The sequence below is a fragment of the Streptomyces carpinensis genome (assembly GCF_002154505.1).
Classification (GTDB): Bacteria; Actinomycetota; Actinomycetes; order Streptomycetales; family Streptomycetaceae; genus Streptomyces; species Streptomyces carpinensis.
Genome location: NZ_MUBM01000105.1, coordinates 20,067 through 35,619, shown reverse-complemented (window position 1 = coordinate 35,619; position 15,553 = coordinate 20,067). Strand labels below are relative to the sequence as shown.

Sequence of the window (15,553 nt, the reverse complement as noted above, 5' to 3'; positions counted from 1 at the left end):
ACGCTCCGCCGTCGAGGTCGTCATGCGTCGTCGAGGTCGTCCAGCCGGGCCAGCCAGCTGGCGAGACGGTCGACGGGGATCTCGAACTCCGGGTTCAGGTCGACGAAGTGCAGCAGCCGGTCGGCGAGCCAGGTCATGCTCACGGCTTCCCCTCCCCGGCGGGTCCGGAGTTCGTCGATCGCCCGGTCGGTGGAGTGCAAGTGCCTCGCTTCCTCTCTCGTCGGCCGTGCCGCTGTCAGGGGCTGTCGGGCCGTGCCGTCACCGGGGCGAGATCGGCGCGGCGGCGGATCTGCATGCCGGGGCGGCGCCGGTGCACGGTGACGTAGGCCAGGCCCTCGGGTCCCGCGGTGATGCTGCGCGTCGAGCCGTGCGGCAGCCACAGGAGCGCCCCTTCGGCCAGCGGCAGCTCTCCCTCGGGGGTGTCCATCACGCCGTCACCGGTGACGACGAGGACCAGGACGTCCAGGTCCGGCTCGGCGTGCGTGCCGATGCGCTCGCCGGCGGGCAGCCGGATCAGGTTGGCGTCGAGCTGGCGGCCGGACTCGGCCAGTTTCCACAGGACGCCGGTGGGTCCGGTCGGTTCGCCGGTGAGGGCCCGGACGTCGCACAGCACACGCGCCACGGCCGCCTCCTCCGGCAGGTCACCGGCCCGCGTCTCAGGCATCGCCGGCCACCCGCGTGATGCGGATCTGCCACTGCTCGGGCCCGGACTCGACGTACTCCCAGGTGAAGCGGCGGGGGTGGGTGGCCTCGAACTCACGGCGCAGCGGCTTGGGATCGTGGTTGTTGACCAGGACGAAGGACTCCCCGTCCGCGAGGCGGGCGAAGCGGGTGAAGATGCGCGGGTGGCGCCGACCGTGCGGGATCTCGCGGACGTCGACGACCGCCGGATCCTCCAGCCGGCCACCCTCCAGGACGGTGGTGAAGTCGCCGACGAGCGCGGACAGGTCGACTCCCGGCAGTGCCCGCAGGGCGGGCAGCAGCACGGCGCGCTCCATGCCGAGATGGACGGTGAGCATGCCCGCGAGGGTGCGGACGGCGCCCGCGCGTTCGGCGCTGTCGGTCGCGGCGTCCAGGGAGGCGGCCTGCCCGCCGATCGTGCCGGCGGCGGCGCGCAGCGCCCGCACCAGCAGCCGGGTCTCGGCCGCGCCGGACGCGGCGGCGTACAGAGTCTGCTCGGTGGCCTCCAGGAGACGGCCCAGCCGTTCGGTGAACGCCGGGGTGAGTTCCTCGCCGGACTCGGTGAGCGCGGTCAGCCGGTCCAGCAGTCGCTGGTGGGTTTCCTCGACGACGGCCTGCGCCCGGACGTCCGGGTCGGTGTCGGTCGCCTGGATGTACACCTCTGCGGCGGGTGGCATGTGTGACCCCTCTGTTCTGGCTGTTCTGGCTGCGGCAAGTACGCCCGTGAAGAGCATCACAATTATTACACCCTACTTCGTAAAAATAGGAGGGACTCCGATCCGCCACCCCGGACCAACACGGGCAGCGGGTGTCGCGGACCTGGGCCCCTCCTGCACCCAGCCTCCCGCCGGAGAAACAGCGGGATTCTCACATGTATATTCGTAGAAACCCGGTTGCGGGACCTCTGCCGAAGGGAGGAGGAGCACCGATGACCTATGTGATCGCGCAGCCCTGTGTGGATGTGAAGGACAAGGCGTGCGTCGAGGAATGCCCGGTGGACTGCATCTACGAGGGGCAGCGGTCGCTGTACATCCACCCGGACGAATGCGTGGACTGCGGCGCGTGCGAGCCGGTCTGCCCGGTCGAGGCGATCTTCTACGAGGAGGACGTGCCGGCCGAATGGCAGGAGTACACCCGCGCGAACGTCGAGTTCTTCGACCCTCTCGGATCACCCGGCGGTGCCGCCAAGCTGGGGCTGATCGAGCGTGACCATCCGCTGATCGCCGCTCTTCCGCCGCAGGGAGAGTGAGAAGGCCGCAGGCCCCGTCCGCTCCCCGCACCACACCACCCGCCCATCCGCAAAGGGGACATCATGCACGTCGCCGACATCGCCGCCTCCCCCCGCCGCCGCGCGCCCATGCCCGGCGGCCCGACCGCGGCCCTGCTCACCACCGCGGAGACCTCCGAGCAGGTCGCCGTCGTCCACGTGGAGCTGCCCGCGGGCGCCGCCATGCCCGAACACGACCACGGCGCCTCGCAGATCGTGCTCATCCCCGTGGCCGGGTCCGTCGAGCTGCGCCACGACGGCCGGGTCCGGACGCTGACGGCCGGTGCGGCCGCCGCCCACATCGCCGTCGGCGAACGCGTGGGCCTGGCCAACCCGGGTGAGGAGCCGGCCTCTCTCGTGGTCGTGGCCTCGCCGCCGGCCTTCGCCCGCCGGCTGGAGTCCTGGCCGCCGGCCGAGACGGCCTGATCCACCACTCCCCCCAGCCGTTCTTCGGCCGAGCAGAGAGGCAACACATCGATGAACGCCACGTCGGCCGCGACCGCGGGCGCGGCAACCTTCGTCTGGCTCGGGATGGTGCTGGCGATCTCCTTCCTGGAGGCGCCGCTGAAGTTCCGCGCCCCCGAGGTGACCGTCCCGATCGGCCTGGGCATCGGCCGCCTGGTCTTCCGGGCACTGAACCCCGTCGAGGCCGTCCTGGCCGCCGCCGTCGTCGTGGCGGTGGCCGCCGGCGGCCCTCCGGCGACCGTCGTGGTGCTCACCGCCGTCACGGCCGTGCTGCTCGCCGTGCAGCTGGGGGTGGTCCGTCCCCGGTTGAACCGCAGATCGGACCGCGTCCTTGCCGGAGAGGACCTGCCCCGCTCGCGCGGGCACCTGTACTACGTGGCCTTCGAGATCGCCAAGGTCCTCGCCCTGGCGGTGCTGGGATTCAGCCTGCTGACGCAGTAGCCCGGACGCTTGCCTGCGCCTTGACCCGCCGGGCAGGCCCTACAGCGCCTCCACCGCCCGGCCGCCCTCCCCTTCCGCGCCGGCCAGAGGATTCGGCAGCGGCCGGTACCGGGCGTCGGCTCCGTCCGCGCGGGTCCAGCGCAGCAGCAGGTTCGTCTTGCCGGGCAGGGTCGGCGAGGTGAGCAGCCCGGCGGCCTCGGGCAGGTCGTGGCGGGCCAGTTCGCGCCGGACGGCCGGCCACGGGTCGAAGCCCGGGTGGCGTTCCACCAGGGCGGCGGCGATCTCGCTGAGGTTGTTGACGAACAGGCAGTACACCAGCCGCTCCCAGCCGGCCGCCCGGGACACCTCCGGCAGCAGCTTCACGCCTTCCGCGTCCCGGAACAGCGCCTGCACGGGAACGCCGTCGGCGTCCACGGCGACGAGCGAGTTCTGCAGATGCGCCTCCAGGACGACACCGTGCCGGGCGAAGGCCGTGAGGGCCGGCGGCAGGACCTGGCGCAGATACGCCGCCCACCACACCTCCGGATCCACCGGCCCGTCCAGCGGGTTGCCGTCGAAGCCCTCGGCCAAGGCGGCGGCGAGCAGCGGGGTCGCGCCGGGCGGCACGTGCCCGCGCAGCCCGTCGCGGACGACCACGGCCAGTTCCTCGAAGGCGAAGCCCGCGGTGCGGTAGCCGCGGTCGCTCAGCCAGGCCGCCGGGCCGCCCAGCGCCGCGAAGGCCGCCGTGACGGCCGAGTCCGTGCGGCGCAGCTTCAGCAGGTCGTGCCGCCACAGCCGCCGTACGTCGTTGGTGATGCGCACATCGAGGCTGAACTTCAGGAAGAGGTCGCTGTCCGGGGCGTGCACGGTGCGGATGGCCGCGGTGGGCCACACGTCGAAGGGGGTCGTGCCGAGCCGGATCAGCCGGCCGTCCGCGAAGGCCTCGGCGAGCCCGCGGCCCACCAGGTCCAGCTGCCAGGGGTGGGCGGGCAGCAGCCGGTAGCCGGGCGGGGCCTGGCCGAGGGCGTCGAGCGCGGCGGTGTCGCCGTCCTCCACCACCGTGTCCGCACGCGCCCCGAGCAGCACCAGCGGGAAGCGGACGTGCGCCTCGGGCGCGTACGGCAGCCAGGAGGTGACCGGGGCGCCACCACGCGCCTTGGGCGCCGGGTGGTGGGGATGGCCGGTGACGAGGGACTGCTCGGACCGCAGGTACGGGTCGCCGGGCGGCGTCGCCCGGTCGCGCGCGGTGAGCAGCGCCGCCACCGCCTCGCGGCTGTCGATCATCTCGGCGGGCAGTTCGTCGTTGGACAGGCCGGTGTGCCGCCGTAGCTCCTCGGCCACGAGTTTGACCAGTTCGGCATGGTCGACGCGCCGCCAGCGGCCCGCCGTGTACACCTCCGGTTCGGCGGGCCGCCGCCCGTCGCGCACCCGCAGCAGCCGCCCCGCGCCCGGCAGCCGGTACACGCGCCGTCCCTCCTGGTCGGCGGGGCACGGCTGTGCCACCTCGCGGATCAGGCAGTTCAGCAGGGGCGCGGACGCGTATGCGTCCGCGCGCTCCCCGACGTCGTCGGTGAGGGGCATGGGCTCCACGCGTTCCATTCGTTCCATACGATGCGAAGGTGATCAGTATGTCCGCCCGGCGCGCGTCACCGTGACGCCGGCGTCCGATCCGTACCCGAGGAGCCCGACCGTGCACCGTCCCCAGACCGCCGAGGTCGAGATCGGCGAGGAGCTGGCCGTGGTGCGCCCCGAGCTGGTCCCACGGTACGCGCGTGAACTGAGCGGCGCGCGGGCGTCCGTGCTGACCCGGTTGTGGCGGGCGCTGGCCCACGAGCCGCTGCCGTGGATCACGGGCCGGGAACGGGTGCGGGACGGACTGGTGCTGCGACTCGCTGACGGCCGCGAGTTGTACGGCCCGCCGTCGGATCCGTACGCCACGGCCGCGTATGTCACCACCGTACGACTCGGCGAGCAGTCCTACGAGGACCCGGCTCGGCTGATGACCGGCCTCGCCGTGCCGCACGGTGACGCCTTCGCCGCCGAACTGTCGCACAGTGCCGCCTCGTTGGCCCTGTCGCGGGCCGATCAGCCGCCGGGCACCGAGGCGCGTCGGCCGGCGTGGAGCGGGGCGGACTGGGTGTGGGAGCAGCGGGTGGTCGACGGCCACCCCTTCCACCCCAACTGCCGTTCCCGGCCGGGTTTCTCGGTGGCCGAGCAGCTGGCGTACGGTCCGGAGCACCGGCCCCTGGTGGAGCTGTGCCTGGTGCCGGTCGCGGCGGAGGAATGCCTGGTGACGGGGGCGTGGCCGCGGGATCTGCGGGACGGCGGACGGCTGCTGATCCCCGTGCATCCCTGGCAGGCGGAGCACGTGCTCAAGCGGCCCGGCGAGGGCGGCGGGCCCGTCGCGCACCCCTTGATGTCCCTGCGCACGCTGGCGCTGCCGGACGGGCCGCACGTCAAGACCGCGCTCTCGGCCCGCCTGACGTCGTCGGTGCGGGACATCTCGGTCGGCTCGGTGGCCGCCTCGGCCGTTCTGTCGTCCTTCGCGGAGGACCTGGCGGCCCGCACGGAGGGCGTGCTGCACTTCACCGGCACCGTCGGCGCGGCCACGGCCCACTCCCCCGACCTGGCGGCCCTGTGGCGCGAGTCGCCGCGGACGTACGCCGCCCCCGGCGAGCACCTGCTGCCGGTGGCGGCCCTGCCCGTCACCGGCCTGCCGGACTCCCCGTCCTGGCTGGCCGGCTTCGCGCGGCTCGCGCTCACGGCCGGTCTGCGCCTGCTGGAGCTGGGGGTGGCCCTGGAGGCGCACGGCCAGAACCTGCTGGTGGTGCTGTCCGGCTCCGGTGCCCCGCTGCGGCTGGTCTACCGGGACCTCGCCGACATCCGCGTCAGCCCGGCGCGGCTGGCCCGGTACGGCATCGCGGTCCCGGAGTTGCCCGCCCGCAACCTCACCGACGATCCGAGGGATCTGCGCCGCAAGCTGTTCGGCTCGCTGGTGGCCGGCGCGCTGGCGGGGACGGCCGGTTCGGGCGCGGCACTGCGGGCGGCCCTGGAAGCCGTCGCAGGGGATCTCCCGCGCACGGCCGATGTCCAGGCGCTGCTGGAGGAGCCGCTGCCCACCAAGGCGTTGACGCTGATGCGGCTGTCACCCGGGCATGCCGGGGACATCTGGACCGATCTGCCGCGCCCCCGGCCGGTCGAAGCACCGTCATCCGTCTGAGTGCGTCACCTGAGCCGTCGCCATCACCTGACGGTGGGACAAGTCCTGTTCCGCACAACCGCCGCCACCACCCGCTCGTTTTGGATCAGGGCGAGTCTGATCAATAAGATCCGCCGATGATCACAAGACAACGGCTGGCGGCAGGGGTCTGTGCTCTGCTCGCCGCCCTGACGGCCGGGATCGCCTTCCCCGCCGGCGCGGTCGCCGACGAACCGGACGGCCAGGCCGCCCCGAAGGTCGAGCTGGTCCTGGACGTCAGCGGTTCCATGCGCACACGGGACATCGACGGCGGGTCGCGGATGGCCGCGGCGAAGCAGGCGTTCAACGAGGTGCTGGACGCCACGCCGGAGGAGGTCCAGCTCGGCATCCGCACGCTCGGCGCCGACTACCGCGGCGACGACCGGAAGACGGGCTGCAAGGACACCGCTCAGCTCTACCCGGTCGGCCCGCTCGACCGCACCGAGGCCAAGACCGCGGTGGCCACGCTCGCGCCGACCGGCTGGACGCCGATCGGGCCCGCGCTGCAGAAGGCCGCCACCGACCTCGAGGGCGGGGACGGCACCCGCCGTATCGTCCTGATCAGCGACGGCGAGGACACCTGCCAGCCGCTGGACCCGTGCGAGGTGGCCCGCGAGATCGCGGCCAAGGGCATCGGGCTGACCATCGACACCCTGGGCCTGGTGCCCGACGCCAAGACCCGCGACCAGCTCAGCTGCATCGCGGACGCGACCGGCGGCACGTACACCTCCGTGCAGCACAAGGAGGAGCTCACCGACCGGGTCGGCCAGTTGGTCGACCGGGCCGCCGACCCGGTGGTGACGCCGGTCGCCACCGAGGGCGCCGACGACTGCGCCAAGGCACCGGCCCTCAAGTCCGGCCTGTACACCGACCGTGAGGAGTTCGGCCGGCAGCGCTGGTACCGGGTGGACGTCGAACCCGGCCAGGAGCTGCGGGCTTCGGTGAGCGTCGCCGACGACCGGGCCGTGAATCCCGACTACGGGCTGCTGCTGCGGGCCGTGACGGTGCACGGCCGGGAGATCGTGCGCGGCGAGGCGGCGGGCACCGGCCGTACCGACGTGATATCGACGGGACTTCGCTACCCGAGGCCGGAGAGCGACGACGAGAGCGCCCCGGCCGAGACGGTCTGCCTCCAGGTCACCAACTCCTTCTCGGCGGCTGCGGGTGTGAAGACCTCCCCGGGTCTGCCGCTGGAGCTGACCGTCGACGTGGTGGACGGCCCGGACAAGGCCGGTGACGTGGCGGCGTTCGGTCTGGGGCGCGGCTGGTGGCTGCTCGGGGTGCTGGTGCTGGTCGGCTTCCTGGCGGGCCTCGTATGGGGCTGGCTGTCGCGCTGGCGGGTCGCGGTCTGGAGGACGAACTGATGCGCATCACTCGTGTGTTGGGCGCCGCGCTGCTGGCGCTCGGACTGGCGGCGGCCCCCGCGGCGGCCGACTCCTCACCCTCGGCGAGTCCGTCCGGCGACAGCGGGGCGCCCACTCGGGCTGGCACGTCCTTCCGTACGGCGACGGAGATCGAGCAGGGGCAGCGGGCCACCGCCGACGCCTCCACGGGCGACTATCTGTACTGGTCGTTCGCGGCCGACGCCGGCCGGCGGCCCACCGTCCACGCGACGGTGAAGCTGCCGGAGCAGCACGCCACGCAGACCTGGCAGATCGACGTCTACGACGGGCTGCGGCGCCGTCAGGCCTGCCAGTACGGAGCCCAGACGCGCACCGCCGCGCAGGGCGCGGCCTCGGTGGAGCTGGCCTGTGTGCTGCGCACGGTCCGCGCCTGGTCGGAGCCGTGGGCCGACGACCCGCTGCCCGGCACGTACTACGTCCGGCTCACGGTGGTCGGCCTCCAGGCGTCCGATCTGGGCCTGCCGGTGAACGCCGAGGTGGAGGTCGGCTCCAAGGACATCGGCGGCGCGGCGGCGGTCGACGGCTCGCTGGCGCAGCCGCTGGTACCGGGGGTCGCGGTGAAGTCCCGGCAGGACGGGTCCGGTTCGGCGAACGGTGAGGGCGGCTCGAAGAAGGCGGCCGTCCTGTCGAGCATCGAGCCGGACGGCGGCTGGTCCTCCGGCTGGTGGTCCGACCGGTGGGTGTGGACCGGCATCGGCGCCGTGCTGGCCGCGCTCGCGGGCATCGGCGGGTACGCGCTGACGCGGGGATCGGGACGGCCCTCGCGGGTGCCGCCGGGCGTCTGACGCCCGCTCAAGCGCCTGGGCCGCAGGCCCAGATTCGGAAGGCCCGTCCCGGTCGGGGCGGGCCTTCTCTCACGCCTGCCGCAGGGCTTTGGCCAGGGCGCCGTCCCCGGTGACGTCGACTCGCCCGTCCCGCACCGCGTCGATCAGGCTGAACTCGCCCCCGGCGACGGCCGCGCAGGTCGCGAAGTCGAGTGCCAGCACGGCGTCGGGCTCCCCGGGGGCGGGCCCGTCCCCGTACACGGGACCGCTCCCAGAACCGGTGACCTCGGCGGCGTACAGGTGGAACACGCCTTCATCCAGCCGCACTTCCACGATGCCCACGCCCTCCCCTCCTTCCCGCAGGGCCCGAAGCAGCGGCAGCGCGAACCAGTGGGCGCGGACCGCGTCCGTGGGCCGCGGCTCGCCCAGCTCCTCCTGCCCCCACTCGCCCAGTGCCTGGAGAACCGGCAGCAACGCGTTGCCGCGCGGGGTGAGTTCGTAGACGTAGGCCGCCCCGGGCGGCGGCAGCCGGCGCCGGGTCGCCAGCCCGTCCCGTTCCATGTCCTTCAGCCGTGAGGCGAGGACGTCCGTGCTCACCCCCGGCAGATCGGCGTGCAGGTCCGTGTAGCGGCGCGGGCCGGCCAGCAGTTCGCGGACGATCAGCAGCGTCCAGCGGTCGCCGACGGCGTCGAGCGCGCGGGCCGCGGAGCAGTACTGGTCGTAGCTTCGGCGAGGTGACATGCGACGCAGTCTAGACACGTTGTTGGACTTTCCAAGCTCCCACTTGGTAAAACCAAGCAACACGAGTTCCCGGAGGGGCGCATGGAGTTCCGGCAGTCGAGCAAGCTCAGCGAGGTCTGTTACGAGATCCGTGGCCCGGTGATCGAGCACGCCAACGCGCTGGAGGAGGCGGGCCACAGTGTGCTGCGCCTGAACACGGGCAACCCCGCGCTCTTCGGCTTCGAGGCGCCGGAGGAGATCCTCCAGGACATGATCCGGATGCTGCCCCAGGCACACGGCTACACCGACTCGCGCGGCATCCTCTCCGCCCGCCGGGCGGTCGCCCAGCGCTACCAGGAGCGGGGCCTGGACGTCGGCGTCGACGACGTCTTCCTCGGCAACGGCGTCTCCGAGCTGGTGTCGATGGCCGTACAGGCGCTGGTGGAGGACGGCGACGAAATCCTCATCCCCGCGCCGGACTTCCCGCTGTGGACGGCGGTGACGACGCTCGCCGGGGGCAAGGCGGTCCACTACCTGTGCGACGAACAGGCCGACTGGTACCCGGATCTGGACGACATGGCCTCGAAGATCACGGACCGGACGAAGGCCGTCGTCGTCATCAACCCCAACAACCCCACCGGCGCGGTCTATCCCAAGGAGGTCCTGGAGGGCATCCTCGACCTCGCCCGGCGGCACGGCCTGATGGTCCTCGCCGACGAGATCTACGACCAGATCCTCTACGACGACGCCGTGCACCACTCGACCGCCGCACTCGCCCCCGACCTGGTGGTCCTCACCTTCTGCGGCCTGTCCAAGACCTACCGGGTGGCGGGCTTCCGGTCCGGCTGGCTGGTGGTGACCGGCCCGAAGCAGCACGCGAAGGACTATCTGGAGGGCCTGACCATGCTGGCCTCCATGCGCCTGTGCGCCAACGCTCCGGCCCAGTACGCCATCCAGGCCGCGCTCGGCGGCCGGCAGTCCATCCGCGAACTGACCGCTCCCGGCGGCCGGCTGCGAGAGCAGCGTGACGTGGCCTGGCGGAAGCTCAACGAGATCCCGGGCGTGAGCTGCGTGAAGCCCAAGGGCGCGCTGTACGCCTTCCCGCGCCTGGACCCCAAGGTGCACAAGATCCACGACGACGAGAAGTTCGTCCTGGACCTGCTGCTGCGTGAGAAGATCCAGGTCGTCCAGGGCACCGGCTTCAACTGGCCGTCCACCGACCACTTCCGGATCCTCACTCTGCCGTACGCGGACGACCTGGAGGCGGCGATCGGGCGCATCGGGCGGTTCCTGAGCGGGTACCGGCAGTAGGCGGCGCACGCCGGCCGGCCCTGGACCGCTCAGCCGCGCCCGGCCTCTTCGGGCGGCGGCGCCGGCGGATCGTCGGCCGTGATGCGGGCCAGCAGCGCGCGGACTTCCCGGATTCGGGGGTGGCCCGGGTACAGAAACCGCTCGCAGTCGCCCAGGGCCTCACGGGCTGCCGCCTCCGCCTCGCTCCGGCGGCCCAGACCATGCAGGGCGACGGCCGTGCCCATACCCAGGCGCCCGCTCAGGCTCCGATCCTGGCGCGGGACGAACCGGCGCGCCTCGTCAAGCGCTTCCTGGTACCGCTCCTGCCCGTTCAGGCTGAGCACCAGGCCGCAGTGCAGAGCAGCGAGCGTACCGCCCTGGGCCCGGGGCAGATTTCCCCGGGCGACGGCCTCGGCCTCCTCGTAACGGGCTTGCCCGCACAGGGCGTCGACCAGGGTGTCCAGCACGCACAACTCGAAGTTCGACACGGGGGCCAGATGCTTGATGAGCGTCAGGCCGCGCAGTATGTCCAGCCCCTCGGCCTCCGCCTCGCCGTAGAGTCCCTCGCTGTTGAGGACCAGCATGCGGTTGCTCCGGATCATCATCGGCAGCGCCCGTCCGGACCCGGTGATCCCGTCCAACTCCGCAGTGAGGGAATCGAGTTCAGCCAGCACCTGTGCCCCGCGTCCTTGGGCACAGGCCGCCGCCGTGGCCAGCCCCTTGGCGTGCCACCCGACAGCCAGACCCCGGGCTCGCTTGCGCAGACGCCCCGCTTCCGCCTCGAGCGCCCTGGCCCCGGCCTCGACCTCCTCGTACTCGCCGTCCCTCCATAGCTGATGGAGACGCTCCAAGGCGGCCACTTCCCGCGAGCGGCCCCGTATCACCCGTGCGATCTTCACGGGCCGTGAGGTTACGCGAGGCTGCCTGCCCCCGGAACTCCGCGGTCAGGCAAGCACGACCTCGCACCAGACGGTCTTCGTGTACGGGTCCGCGCACGTCGTTCCCCAGTGGCTTGCCAGGGCTTCGACGAGGAGGAGGCCGCGGCCGGACTCCGTGTCCGCGGCGGGCGGCCGGAGCGTGCCGGGAGTGGGTGGGCGGCGGTCCGTTCGGGGGTCCGCGACCTCGATGCGGAGCGCCGGGTCGGCGGGGTGCAGCGTGAGCCTCAGGCGGAAGTCGCGTCCCTTCACCCGGCCGTGCCGGACCGCGTTCGCGGCGAGTTCGGCGACGAGCAGGGCGGCCGTGCGGTTCGCTTCCGTGCCGTACGGCCAGCCCCAGGCGTCGAGTTGCTCTGCCGTCAGGCGGCGGGCGAGGCGGGCGCCTCTCGGGGTGGCCGAGAGCCTGATGGCGAAGTCACGGACGGTGGGGGCGGTATCGGCGTTCATGTCACCCAGCGTGGCCGGTCGTCGCTACGCTGCCCAGCGACGGAGGCCGTACGCAGCGTGACCGTCCGGACACTGTCCGGGGCTGTCCGGGCGGGGACGCGTAACGCGGCGGGCCGGCGGGGAGTTGGGATCGGGCAACACCCGGAGGAGTCGGAGCGTGGGCGCGATGGAGCAGGGATCGCAGGTCGGCGACGGGATGGGAACCGGTTGGGAGGACGAGGAGTCGGCGGCGGTGCTGCGCGCCGTGGGCAGGGTCGTCAAGAAGTGCCGGGAGAGGAAGGGGCTGACCCAGGCCGAGTTGGGGACGGCGATCGGGTACAGCGAGGAGCAGGTGTCCTCGGTGGAGCGGGGGCGGCGGGTGCCGAGGGGCCAGTTCCTCGAGGCGGCGGACCGGGTGCTCGACGCGGGCGGAGTGATCGTCGGGCTGACCCAGGACGTGGAGGTGGCCCGGTTCCCGAAGAAGGTGCGGGATCTGGCGAAACTGGAGGCCGAGGCCGTCGAGATCTGCGCCTACGACAACTCCGTGGTCAACGGGCTTTTGCAGACCGAGGAGTACCTGCGGGCCTTGTTCGGATCGCGACGCCCGGCGTTCTCCGAGGACGAGGTGGAACGGCTCGTCGCCGCCCGGCTGGCCCGGCAGAGGATCCTCGACGGCAAGCAGACGGTCCCGGCGTTCAGCTTCGTGCATGATGAGGCGGTTCTGCGGCGACCGGTAGGGGGCAGAATGGTGCTGCGGCGACAGCTCGAACGGCTGTTGGAGGCCGGGCAGATGCGCAACGTGGAGATCCAAGTGCTGCCCCTGGGCTGCGAGGACAACGCCGGTCTCGACGGTCCTTTCCATCTGCTGCGGCTGAAGAAGGGCACCACCGTGGGGCACAGTGACATCCAACTCGTCAGTCGGTTGATCTCGGACCGCAAGGAGATCCAGATCCTGGAGTTGCGTTATGGGATCATCCGCGCTCAGGCCCTCACTCCACGGGAGTCACTGGCCTACATCGAGAAACTACTTGGAGAGACATGAGCCTGGAGCCCTTGGCCAGTGACGGCACCGAGTTGACGTGGTTCAAGAGCAGTCACAGCAACCCCGACGGCGCCGCTTGCGTCGAGGTCGCCACAACCCCCCGGACCATTCACGTACGGGACTCCAAGACCCGGCAGGGCCCCCGGCTCTCCTTCGGACCGCAGGAGTGGGCGGCCTTCGTCTCGTACGCCGCCGATCACTGACGTGCGGCCCTCCGGCGCCCCGCATCCGGCTCCGTACCGGGTGCGGGGCGCCGGCGTATCGGCCGACGGGAATGATCGGCCGTGCGCCCTGTTGCCCGACGCAGCGGATGGTCACGGACAGGGGGACTCGCATGGCGGTCGGCGTACAGGGAACGGTGGCGGAAGGGTTCGAGGGCGCGCGAGGAGTTCGCCGCATTCCTCGCCGGGAGGCGCACGAGCCCGGCGCGCAGCTCGTGGCGTACCACCACGGGCGTCGGGTGGTAGACCTGTGGGCCGGTGAAGGGCTCGACGGGGACTCGCTGACCAGCGTGTACTCCATCGGCAAGGGGGCGGCGCACCTGGTCGTGGCGCTGCTGGTGCAGGAAGGGGTGCTCGACCTCGATCGCGAAGTCGCCTACTACTGGCCGGAGTTCGAGGCCGAGGGCAAGGAGCGGCTCACGCTGCGCGCGCTGATCTCGCACCGGGCGGGTCTCGTCGGCGTGGACGGCGGGTTCACCACCGAGGAGCTGGCCGACGACCGGGTGCCGGCCGCGCGGCTGGCCGGGCAGAAGCCGCTGTGGGAGCCCGGCGAAGCGTATGGACACCACGCCCTCGTGATCGGCGCGCTCACCGGCGAGGTGGTGCGGCGGGTGACCGGCCGCTCGATCCAGGAGCTGTACGAGGAGCGCGTACGGGCCCCGTACGGCCTGGATCTCTACCTGGGGCTGCCCGAAGAGCTGGAGCCGCGGTGGCGGGAGGTGCTGCCGCTGGTGCCCACGCCCGAGCAGGCCGAGCAGATCGCCGCGGGGGCCCCGGCGCCCGGCAGCTTCCGGGCCATCGCGTTCAACCAGCACGGGCCCGAGCCGACCGACCTCGTCGCCTTCGGCAACAGCCGGCTCGCCCGCGCCCTCGGCTCGGCGTCCGCCGGTGGCGTCGGCAACGCCCGCGGCACGGCCCGCATGTACGCCGCCGCCATCAGCACGGTGGACGGCAGGCCGCCGCTGCTCGCCCCGAGGACGGCGGCCGAGTTCGCCATGGTCCACACCCCGGGCACCGACCTCGTCACGGGCGAGTCGAACCACTTCGGTCTCGGCTTCGAGCGTCCCTGCGAGCAGTTCCCGTTCCTGGACTCCGGCGTCTTCGGGCACAGCGGGGCGGCCGGTTCCCTCGGCTTCGCCGACCCGGCGAGCGGGGTGGCGTACGCCTACACCCGGCGCCGCTTCGCCCCGCCGTCCGCGCACGGCCCCTCCCCCGAGAACCGCCGTCTGGCCCAGTCCGTCCTGCGGGTCGCCGCGGCGCTGTGACACCGTGCTGACGTAGCGCAGGAAGGGACGGCCGACGTGGGTGATCTCCTTCTCGTCCGGCACGGGGAGACCGAGTGGTCGCGGTCCGGGCGGCACACCGGATGGACGGACGTGCCGCTCACCGAGCACGGCCGGGAGGAGGCACGGCGGCTGGTGCCGTTGATCCGGTCGCACCGGATCGGCGCGGCGTTCGTCAGCCCGTCGCAGCGGGCCCGGGAGACGGCCGAGCTGATCGGGGTTCCGGACGCCCGGGTCGACGAGGACCTGCGGGAGTGGGACTACGGCGGCTACGAGGGCGTCACCACCGCCGAGATCCAGCGCACCCGGCCCGGCTGGTTCCTGTTCGACGACGGGGTCGTGCAGGGGCCGCCGGAGCATCCCGGGGAGAGCGCGGAGCAGGTCGGGGAGCGGGCCGACCGGATGCTGGGAAAGGTGGACGCCGCGTTCGCCGGCACCGAGGGAGTGGCGCTGCTGGTGGCGCACGGTCACTTCCTGCGGGTGCTCACCGCCCGGCGGCTCGGGCTGGCGCCGTCGGCGGGTGCGCTGTTCCAGCTGGCCACGGGCACGGTGTGCCGGCTGGGCACGGAGCACGGGCGGCCGGTGATCGCCGGATGGAACATCCGGCCGGGGCTGCCCGGGTGACGGCTGGCGCCGAGGCGGTTGTCAGACCCGGGTCGTAGTCTTCGAGCAGGTGGAGGACCGGGGGGAGGGAGGACGCCGTGGCACGACCGCCGACCGCCGCGCAGCGCCGCGTCGTCGAGGCCGCCGACCCTGTGACCGGACGGGTCCGCGGGACGGAGGCGCAACTGGCGGCGCTGGTGAAGCGGGGACTCGCCTTCCGCCACCCGCGTCCGCCGCACGACCACTTCCTGACCCCGGCAGGACACCGGATACGGGAGGCGGAGCCGGAACCGGACGCCACCGGCCGTCCCGCCGCCGAGCCGGGCGGCGCCCCCTCCCCCGGCGGCGTGTTCGCCGCCCGTGTCGGCGGCGAGGAGGAGACGGCCGCGGCCGACGGTCCCGGGCGGGTGCGCGAGGTGCACAGCGCCTGGCAGGGACTGCTGGAGCTGCGCCGGATGACCAATCCCGACGGGGCCACCGAGCGGCCGTGCGGCTGGGAGCGTTCGCATCTGGTGCAGGCCGCCGCGCTCGCCCTGGAGGCGGCCGGGCACCGTCCGGCCGGGCCGGACGGCGACGGCTACCGGGTGCGGGCGACGCCGCAGCCGGAGGCGGTCGCGGTGTACGGGCCGGACGCCGGAGCGCTGCACGCCTGCGCGGCCACGCTGGAGCGGGCCGGCTGGCAGGCCGGGGAGTACACGGAGCCGCGGACGAGGACGCGGTATCTGCTGGCGTCCCCACGCCGTGTGTGAGGCGCATGCAAGGATCGGGTCGGAGTGCGATGTGCCAGACGCGCGA

At 72.9% G+C, this 15,553-nt stretch carries 19 protein-coding genes; 12 read left to right on the top strand and 7 right to left on the bottom strand.

Annotation, left to right across the window (positions count from 1 at the left end; all coding sequences use genetic code 11):
• Positions 1 to 20: 20 nt before the first annotated feature.
• From BZY54_RS16145 to BZY54_RS16135, 3 genes are read right to left on the bottom strand one after another with little or no spacing between them, the layout of a single operon-like run.
• Positions 21 to 200 carry a DUF6104 family protein gene (locus tag BZY54_RS16145; protein ID WP_086725893.1) on the bottom strand — a complete coding sequence of 60 codons (180 nt, stop codon included), beginning with the start codon at positions 198 to 200 and terminating at the stop codon, positions 21 to 23.
• A 35-nt stretch (positions 201 to 235) separates the two neighbouring features.
• Positions 236 to 664, bottom strand: coding sequence for a cupin domain-containing protein (locus BZY54_RS16140; protein WP_086725892.1), 429 nt, complete (start codon positions 662 to 664; stop codon positions 236 to 238).
• Positions 657 to 1,358 (bottom strand): DUF2249 domain-containing protein, encoded by a 702-nt coding sequence (locus tag BZY54_RS16135; protein WP_086725891.1) that lies wholly within the window; start codon positions 1,356 to 1,358, stop codon positions 657 to 659. Before BZY54_RS16135 ends, BZY54_RS16140 begins: the two co-directional genes overlap by 8 nt.
• 251 nt (positions 1,359 to 1,609) lie before the next feature.
• Between BZY54_RS16135 and fdxA the strand changes: the two genes are divergently transcribed.
• From fdxA to BZY54_RS16120, 3 genes are all read left to right on the top strand, one after another.
• The gene (gene fdxA / locus BZY54_RS16130; protein ID WP_086725890.1) at positions 1,610 to 1,930 is read left to right on the top strand and encodes a ferredoxin; all 321 of its coding nucleotides are present in this window, start codon (positions 1,610 to 1,612) and stop codon (positions 1,928 to 1,930) included.
• Between the two features lie 63 nt (positions 1,931 to 1,993).
• Positions 1,994 to 2,374 carry a cupin domain-containing protein gene (locus tag BZY54_RS16125; RefSeq protein WP_086725889.1) on the top strand — a complete coding sequence of 127 codons (381 nt, stop codon included), beginning with the start codon at positions 1,994 to 1,996 and terminating at the stop codon, positions 2,372 to 2,374.
• Positions 2,375 to 2,425: 51 nt separating this feature from the next.
• Entirely contained in the window at positions 2,426 to 2,854 is a 429-nt protein-coding gene (locus tag BZY54_RS16120) for a hypothetical protein (protein WP_086725888.1), read from the top strand.
• 39 nt (positions 2,855 to 2,893) lie between these two features.
• On the opposite strand, the gene BZY54_RS16115 is transcribed toward BZY54_RS16120, so the two are convergent.
• A complete protein-coding gene (locus BZY54_RS16115; RefSeq protein ID WP_425276283.1) occupies positions 2,894 to 4,441 on the bottom strand; it encodes an IucA/IucC family protein in 1,548 nt (515 codons plus the stop codon).
• 82 nt (positions 4,442 to 4,523) lie between these two features.
• On the opposite strand from BZY54_RS16115, the gene BZY54_RS16110 reads away from it, so the two are divergent.
• The 3 genes from BZY54_RS16110 to BZY54_RS16100 all read left to right on the top strand — a co-directional run bounded on the left by BZY54_RS16110 (position 4,524) and on the right by BZY54_RS16100 (position 8,259).
• A complete protein-coding gene (locus BZY54_RS16110; RefSeq protein ID WP_086725886.1) occupies positions 4,524 to 6,053 on the top strand; it encodes an IucA/IucC family protein in 1,530 nt (509 codons plus the stop codon).
• 116 nt (positions 6,054 to 6,169) lie between these two features.
• A complete protein-coding gene (locus BZY54_RS16105) occupies positions 6,170 to 7,435 on the top strand; it encodes a VWA domain-containing protein (protein WP_086725885.1) in 1,266 nt (421 codons plus the stop codon).
• Positions 7,435 to 8,259, top strand: coding sequence for a hypothetical protein (locus tag BZY54_RS16100; RefSeq protein WP_086725919.1), 825 nt, complete (start codon positions 7,435 to 7,437; stop codon positions 8,257 to 8,259). The genes BZY54_RS16105 and BZY54_RS16100 overlap by 1 nt, the downstream gene beginning before the upstream one ends.
• Positions 8,260 to 8,328: 69 nt before the next feature.
• Here the strand turns inward: BZY54_RS16100 and BZY54_RS16095 are convergent, their stop codons facing one another.
• Entirely contained in the window at positions 8,329 to 8,979 is a 651-nt protein-coding gene (locus tag BZY54_RS16095; protein ID WP_086725884.1) for a winged helix-turn-helix transcriptional regulator, read from the bottom strand.
• A gap of 81 nt (positions 8,980 to 9,060) precedes the next feature.
• Here BZY54_RS16095 and BZY54_RS16090 point away from each other — a divergent pair, with 81 nt between their 5' ends.
• Complete coding sequence (locus tag BZY54_RS16090; RefSeq protein ID WP_086725883.1) at positions 9,061 to 10,269, top strand: pyridoxal phosphate-dependent aminotransferase; 1,209 nt, start codon at positions 9,061 to 9,063, stop codon at positions 10,267 to 10,269.
• 29 nt (positions 10,270 to 10,298) lie between these two features.
• Here BZY54_RS16090 and BZY54_RS16085 read toward each other — a convergent pair whose 3' ends face one another.
• The gene (locus BZY54_RS16085) at positions 10,299 to 11,147 is read right to left on the bottom strand and encodes a hypothetical protein (RefSeq protein ID WP_167414003.1); all 849 of its coding nucleotides are present in this window, start codon (positions 11,145 to 11,147) and stop codon (positions 10,299 to 10,301) included.
• A 45-nt stretch (positions 11,148 to 11,192) separates the two neighbouring features.
• Positions 11,193 to 11,630, bottom strand: a complete 438-nt coding sequence (locus BZY54_RS16080) for an ATP-binding protein (protein WP_086725882.1) — start codon at positions 11,628 to 11,630, stop codon at positions 11,193 to 11,195.
• A gap of 166 nt (positions 11,631 to 11,796) precedes the next feature.
• Between BZY54_RS16080 and BZY54_RS16075 the strand changes: the two genes are divergently transcribed.
• The 5 genes from BZY54_RS16075 to BZY54_RS16055 all read left to right on the top strand — a co-directional run bounded on the left by BZY54_RS16075 (position 11,797) and on the right by BZY54_RS16055 (position 15,507).
• The gene (locus BZY54_RS16075; RefSeq protein ID WP_244217187.1) at positions 11,797 to 12,651 is read left to right on the top strand and encodes a helix-turn-helix domain-containing protein; all 855 of its coding nucleotides are present in this window, start codon (positions 11,797 to 11,799) and stop codon (positions 12,649 to 12,651) included.
• On the top strand, positions 12,648 to 12,854 hold the full coding sequence (locus BZY54_RS16070) for a DUF397 domain-containing protein (RefSeq protein WP_086725881.1): 207 nt from the start codon (positions 12,648 to 12,650) through the stop codon (positions 12,852 to 12,854). Before BZY54_RS16075 ends, BZY54_RS16070 begins: the two co-directional genes overlap by 4 nt.
• Before the next feature lie 131 nt (positions 12,855 to 12,985).
• Positions 12,986 to 14,137, top strand: a complete 1,152-nt coding sequence (locus BZY54_RS16065) for a serine hydrolase domain-containing protein (protein WP_107419728.1) — start codon at positions 12,986 to 12,988, stop codon at positions 14,135 to 14,137.
• 36 nt (positions 14,138 to 14,173) lie between these two features.
• Positions 14,174 to 14,779 carry a histidine phosphatase family protein gene (locus BZY54_RS16060; RefSeq protein WP_086725880.1) on the top strand — a complete coding sequence of 202 codons (606 nt, stop codon included), beginning with the start codon at positions 14,174 to 14,176 and terminating at the stop codon, positions 14,777 to 14,779.
• Positions 14,780 to 14,856: 77 nt separating this feature from the next.
• Complete coding sequence (locus BZY54_RS16055; RefSeq protein WP_086725879.1) at positions 14,857 to 15,507, top strand: hypothetical protein; 651 nt, start codon at positions 14,857 to 14,859, stop codon at positions 15,505 to 15,507.
• Positions 15,508 to 15,553: the final 46 nt, after the last annotated feature.

What these genes read in the sequence shown, in the direction of transcription:
- BZY54_RS16065 (WP_107419728.1), top strand. Translation starts at nt 12,986, where the DNA reads ATGGCGGTCGGCGTACAGGGAACGGTGGCGGAAGGGTTCGAGGGCGCG.
- fdxA (WP_086725890.1), top strand. Translation starts at nt 1,610, where the DNA reads ATGACCTATGTGATCGCGCAGCCCTGTGTGGATGTGAAGGACAAGGCG.
- BZY54_RS16120 (WP_086725888.1), top strand. Translation starts at nt 2,426, where the DNA reads ATGAACGCCACGTCGGCCGCGACCGCGGGCGCGGCAACCTTCGTCTGG.
- BZY54_RS16080 (WP_086725882.1), bottom strand. Translation starts at nt 11,630, where the DNA reads ATGAACGCCGATACCGCCCCCACCGTCCGTGACTTCGCCATCAGGCTC.
- BZY54_RS16075 (WP_244217187.1), top strand. Translation starts at nt 11,797, where the DNA reads ATGGAGCAGGGATCGCAGGTCGGCGACGGGATGGGAACCGGTTGGGAG.
- BZY54_RS16115 (WP_425276283.1), bottom strand. Translation starts at nt 4,441, where the DNA reads ATGGAACGAATGGAACGCGTGGAGCCCATGCCCCTCACCGACGACGTC.
- BZY54_RS16140 (WP_086725892.1), bottom strand. Translation starts at nt 664, where the DNA reads ATGCCTGAGACGCGGGCCGGTGACCTGCCGGAGGAGGCGGCCGTGGCG.
- BZY54_RS16135 (WP_086725891.1), bottom strand. Translation starts at nt 1,358, where the DNA reads ATGCCACCCGCCGCAGAGGTGTACATCCAGGCGACCGACACCGACCCG.
- BZY54_RS16095 (WP_086725884.1), bottom strand. Translation starts at nt 8,979, where the DNA reads ATGTCACCTCGCCGAAGCTACGACCAGTACTGCTCCGCGGCCCGCGCG.
- BZY54_RS16090 (WP_086725883.1), top strand. Translation starts at nt 9,061, where the DNA reads ATGGAGTTCCGGCAGTCGAGCAAGCTCAGCGAGGTCTGTTACGAGATC.
- BZY54_RS16105 (WP_086725885.1), top strand. Translation starts at nt 6,170, where the DNA reads ATGATCACAAGACAACGGCTGGCGGCAGGGGTCTGTGCTCTGCTCGCC.
- BZY54_RS16070 (WP_086725881.1), top strand. Translation starts at nt 12,648, where the DNA reads ATGAGCCTGGAGCCCTTGGCCAGTGACGGCACCGAGTTGACGTGGTTC.
- BZY54_RS16125 (WP_086725889.1), top strand. Translation starts at nt 1,994, where the DNA reads ATGCACGTCGCCGACATCGCCGCCTCCCCCCGCCGCCGCGCGCCCATG.
- BZY54_RS16100 (WP_086725919.1), top strand. Translation starts at nt 7,435, where the DNA reads ATGCGCATCACTCGTGTGTTGGGCGCCGCGCTGCTGGCGCTCGGACTG.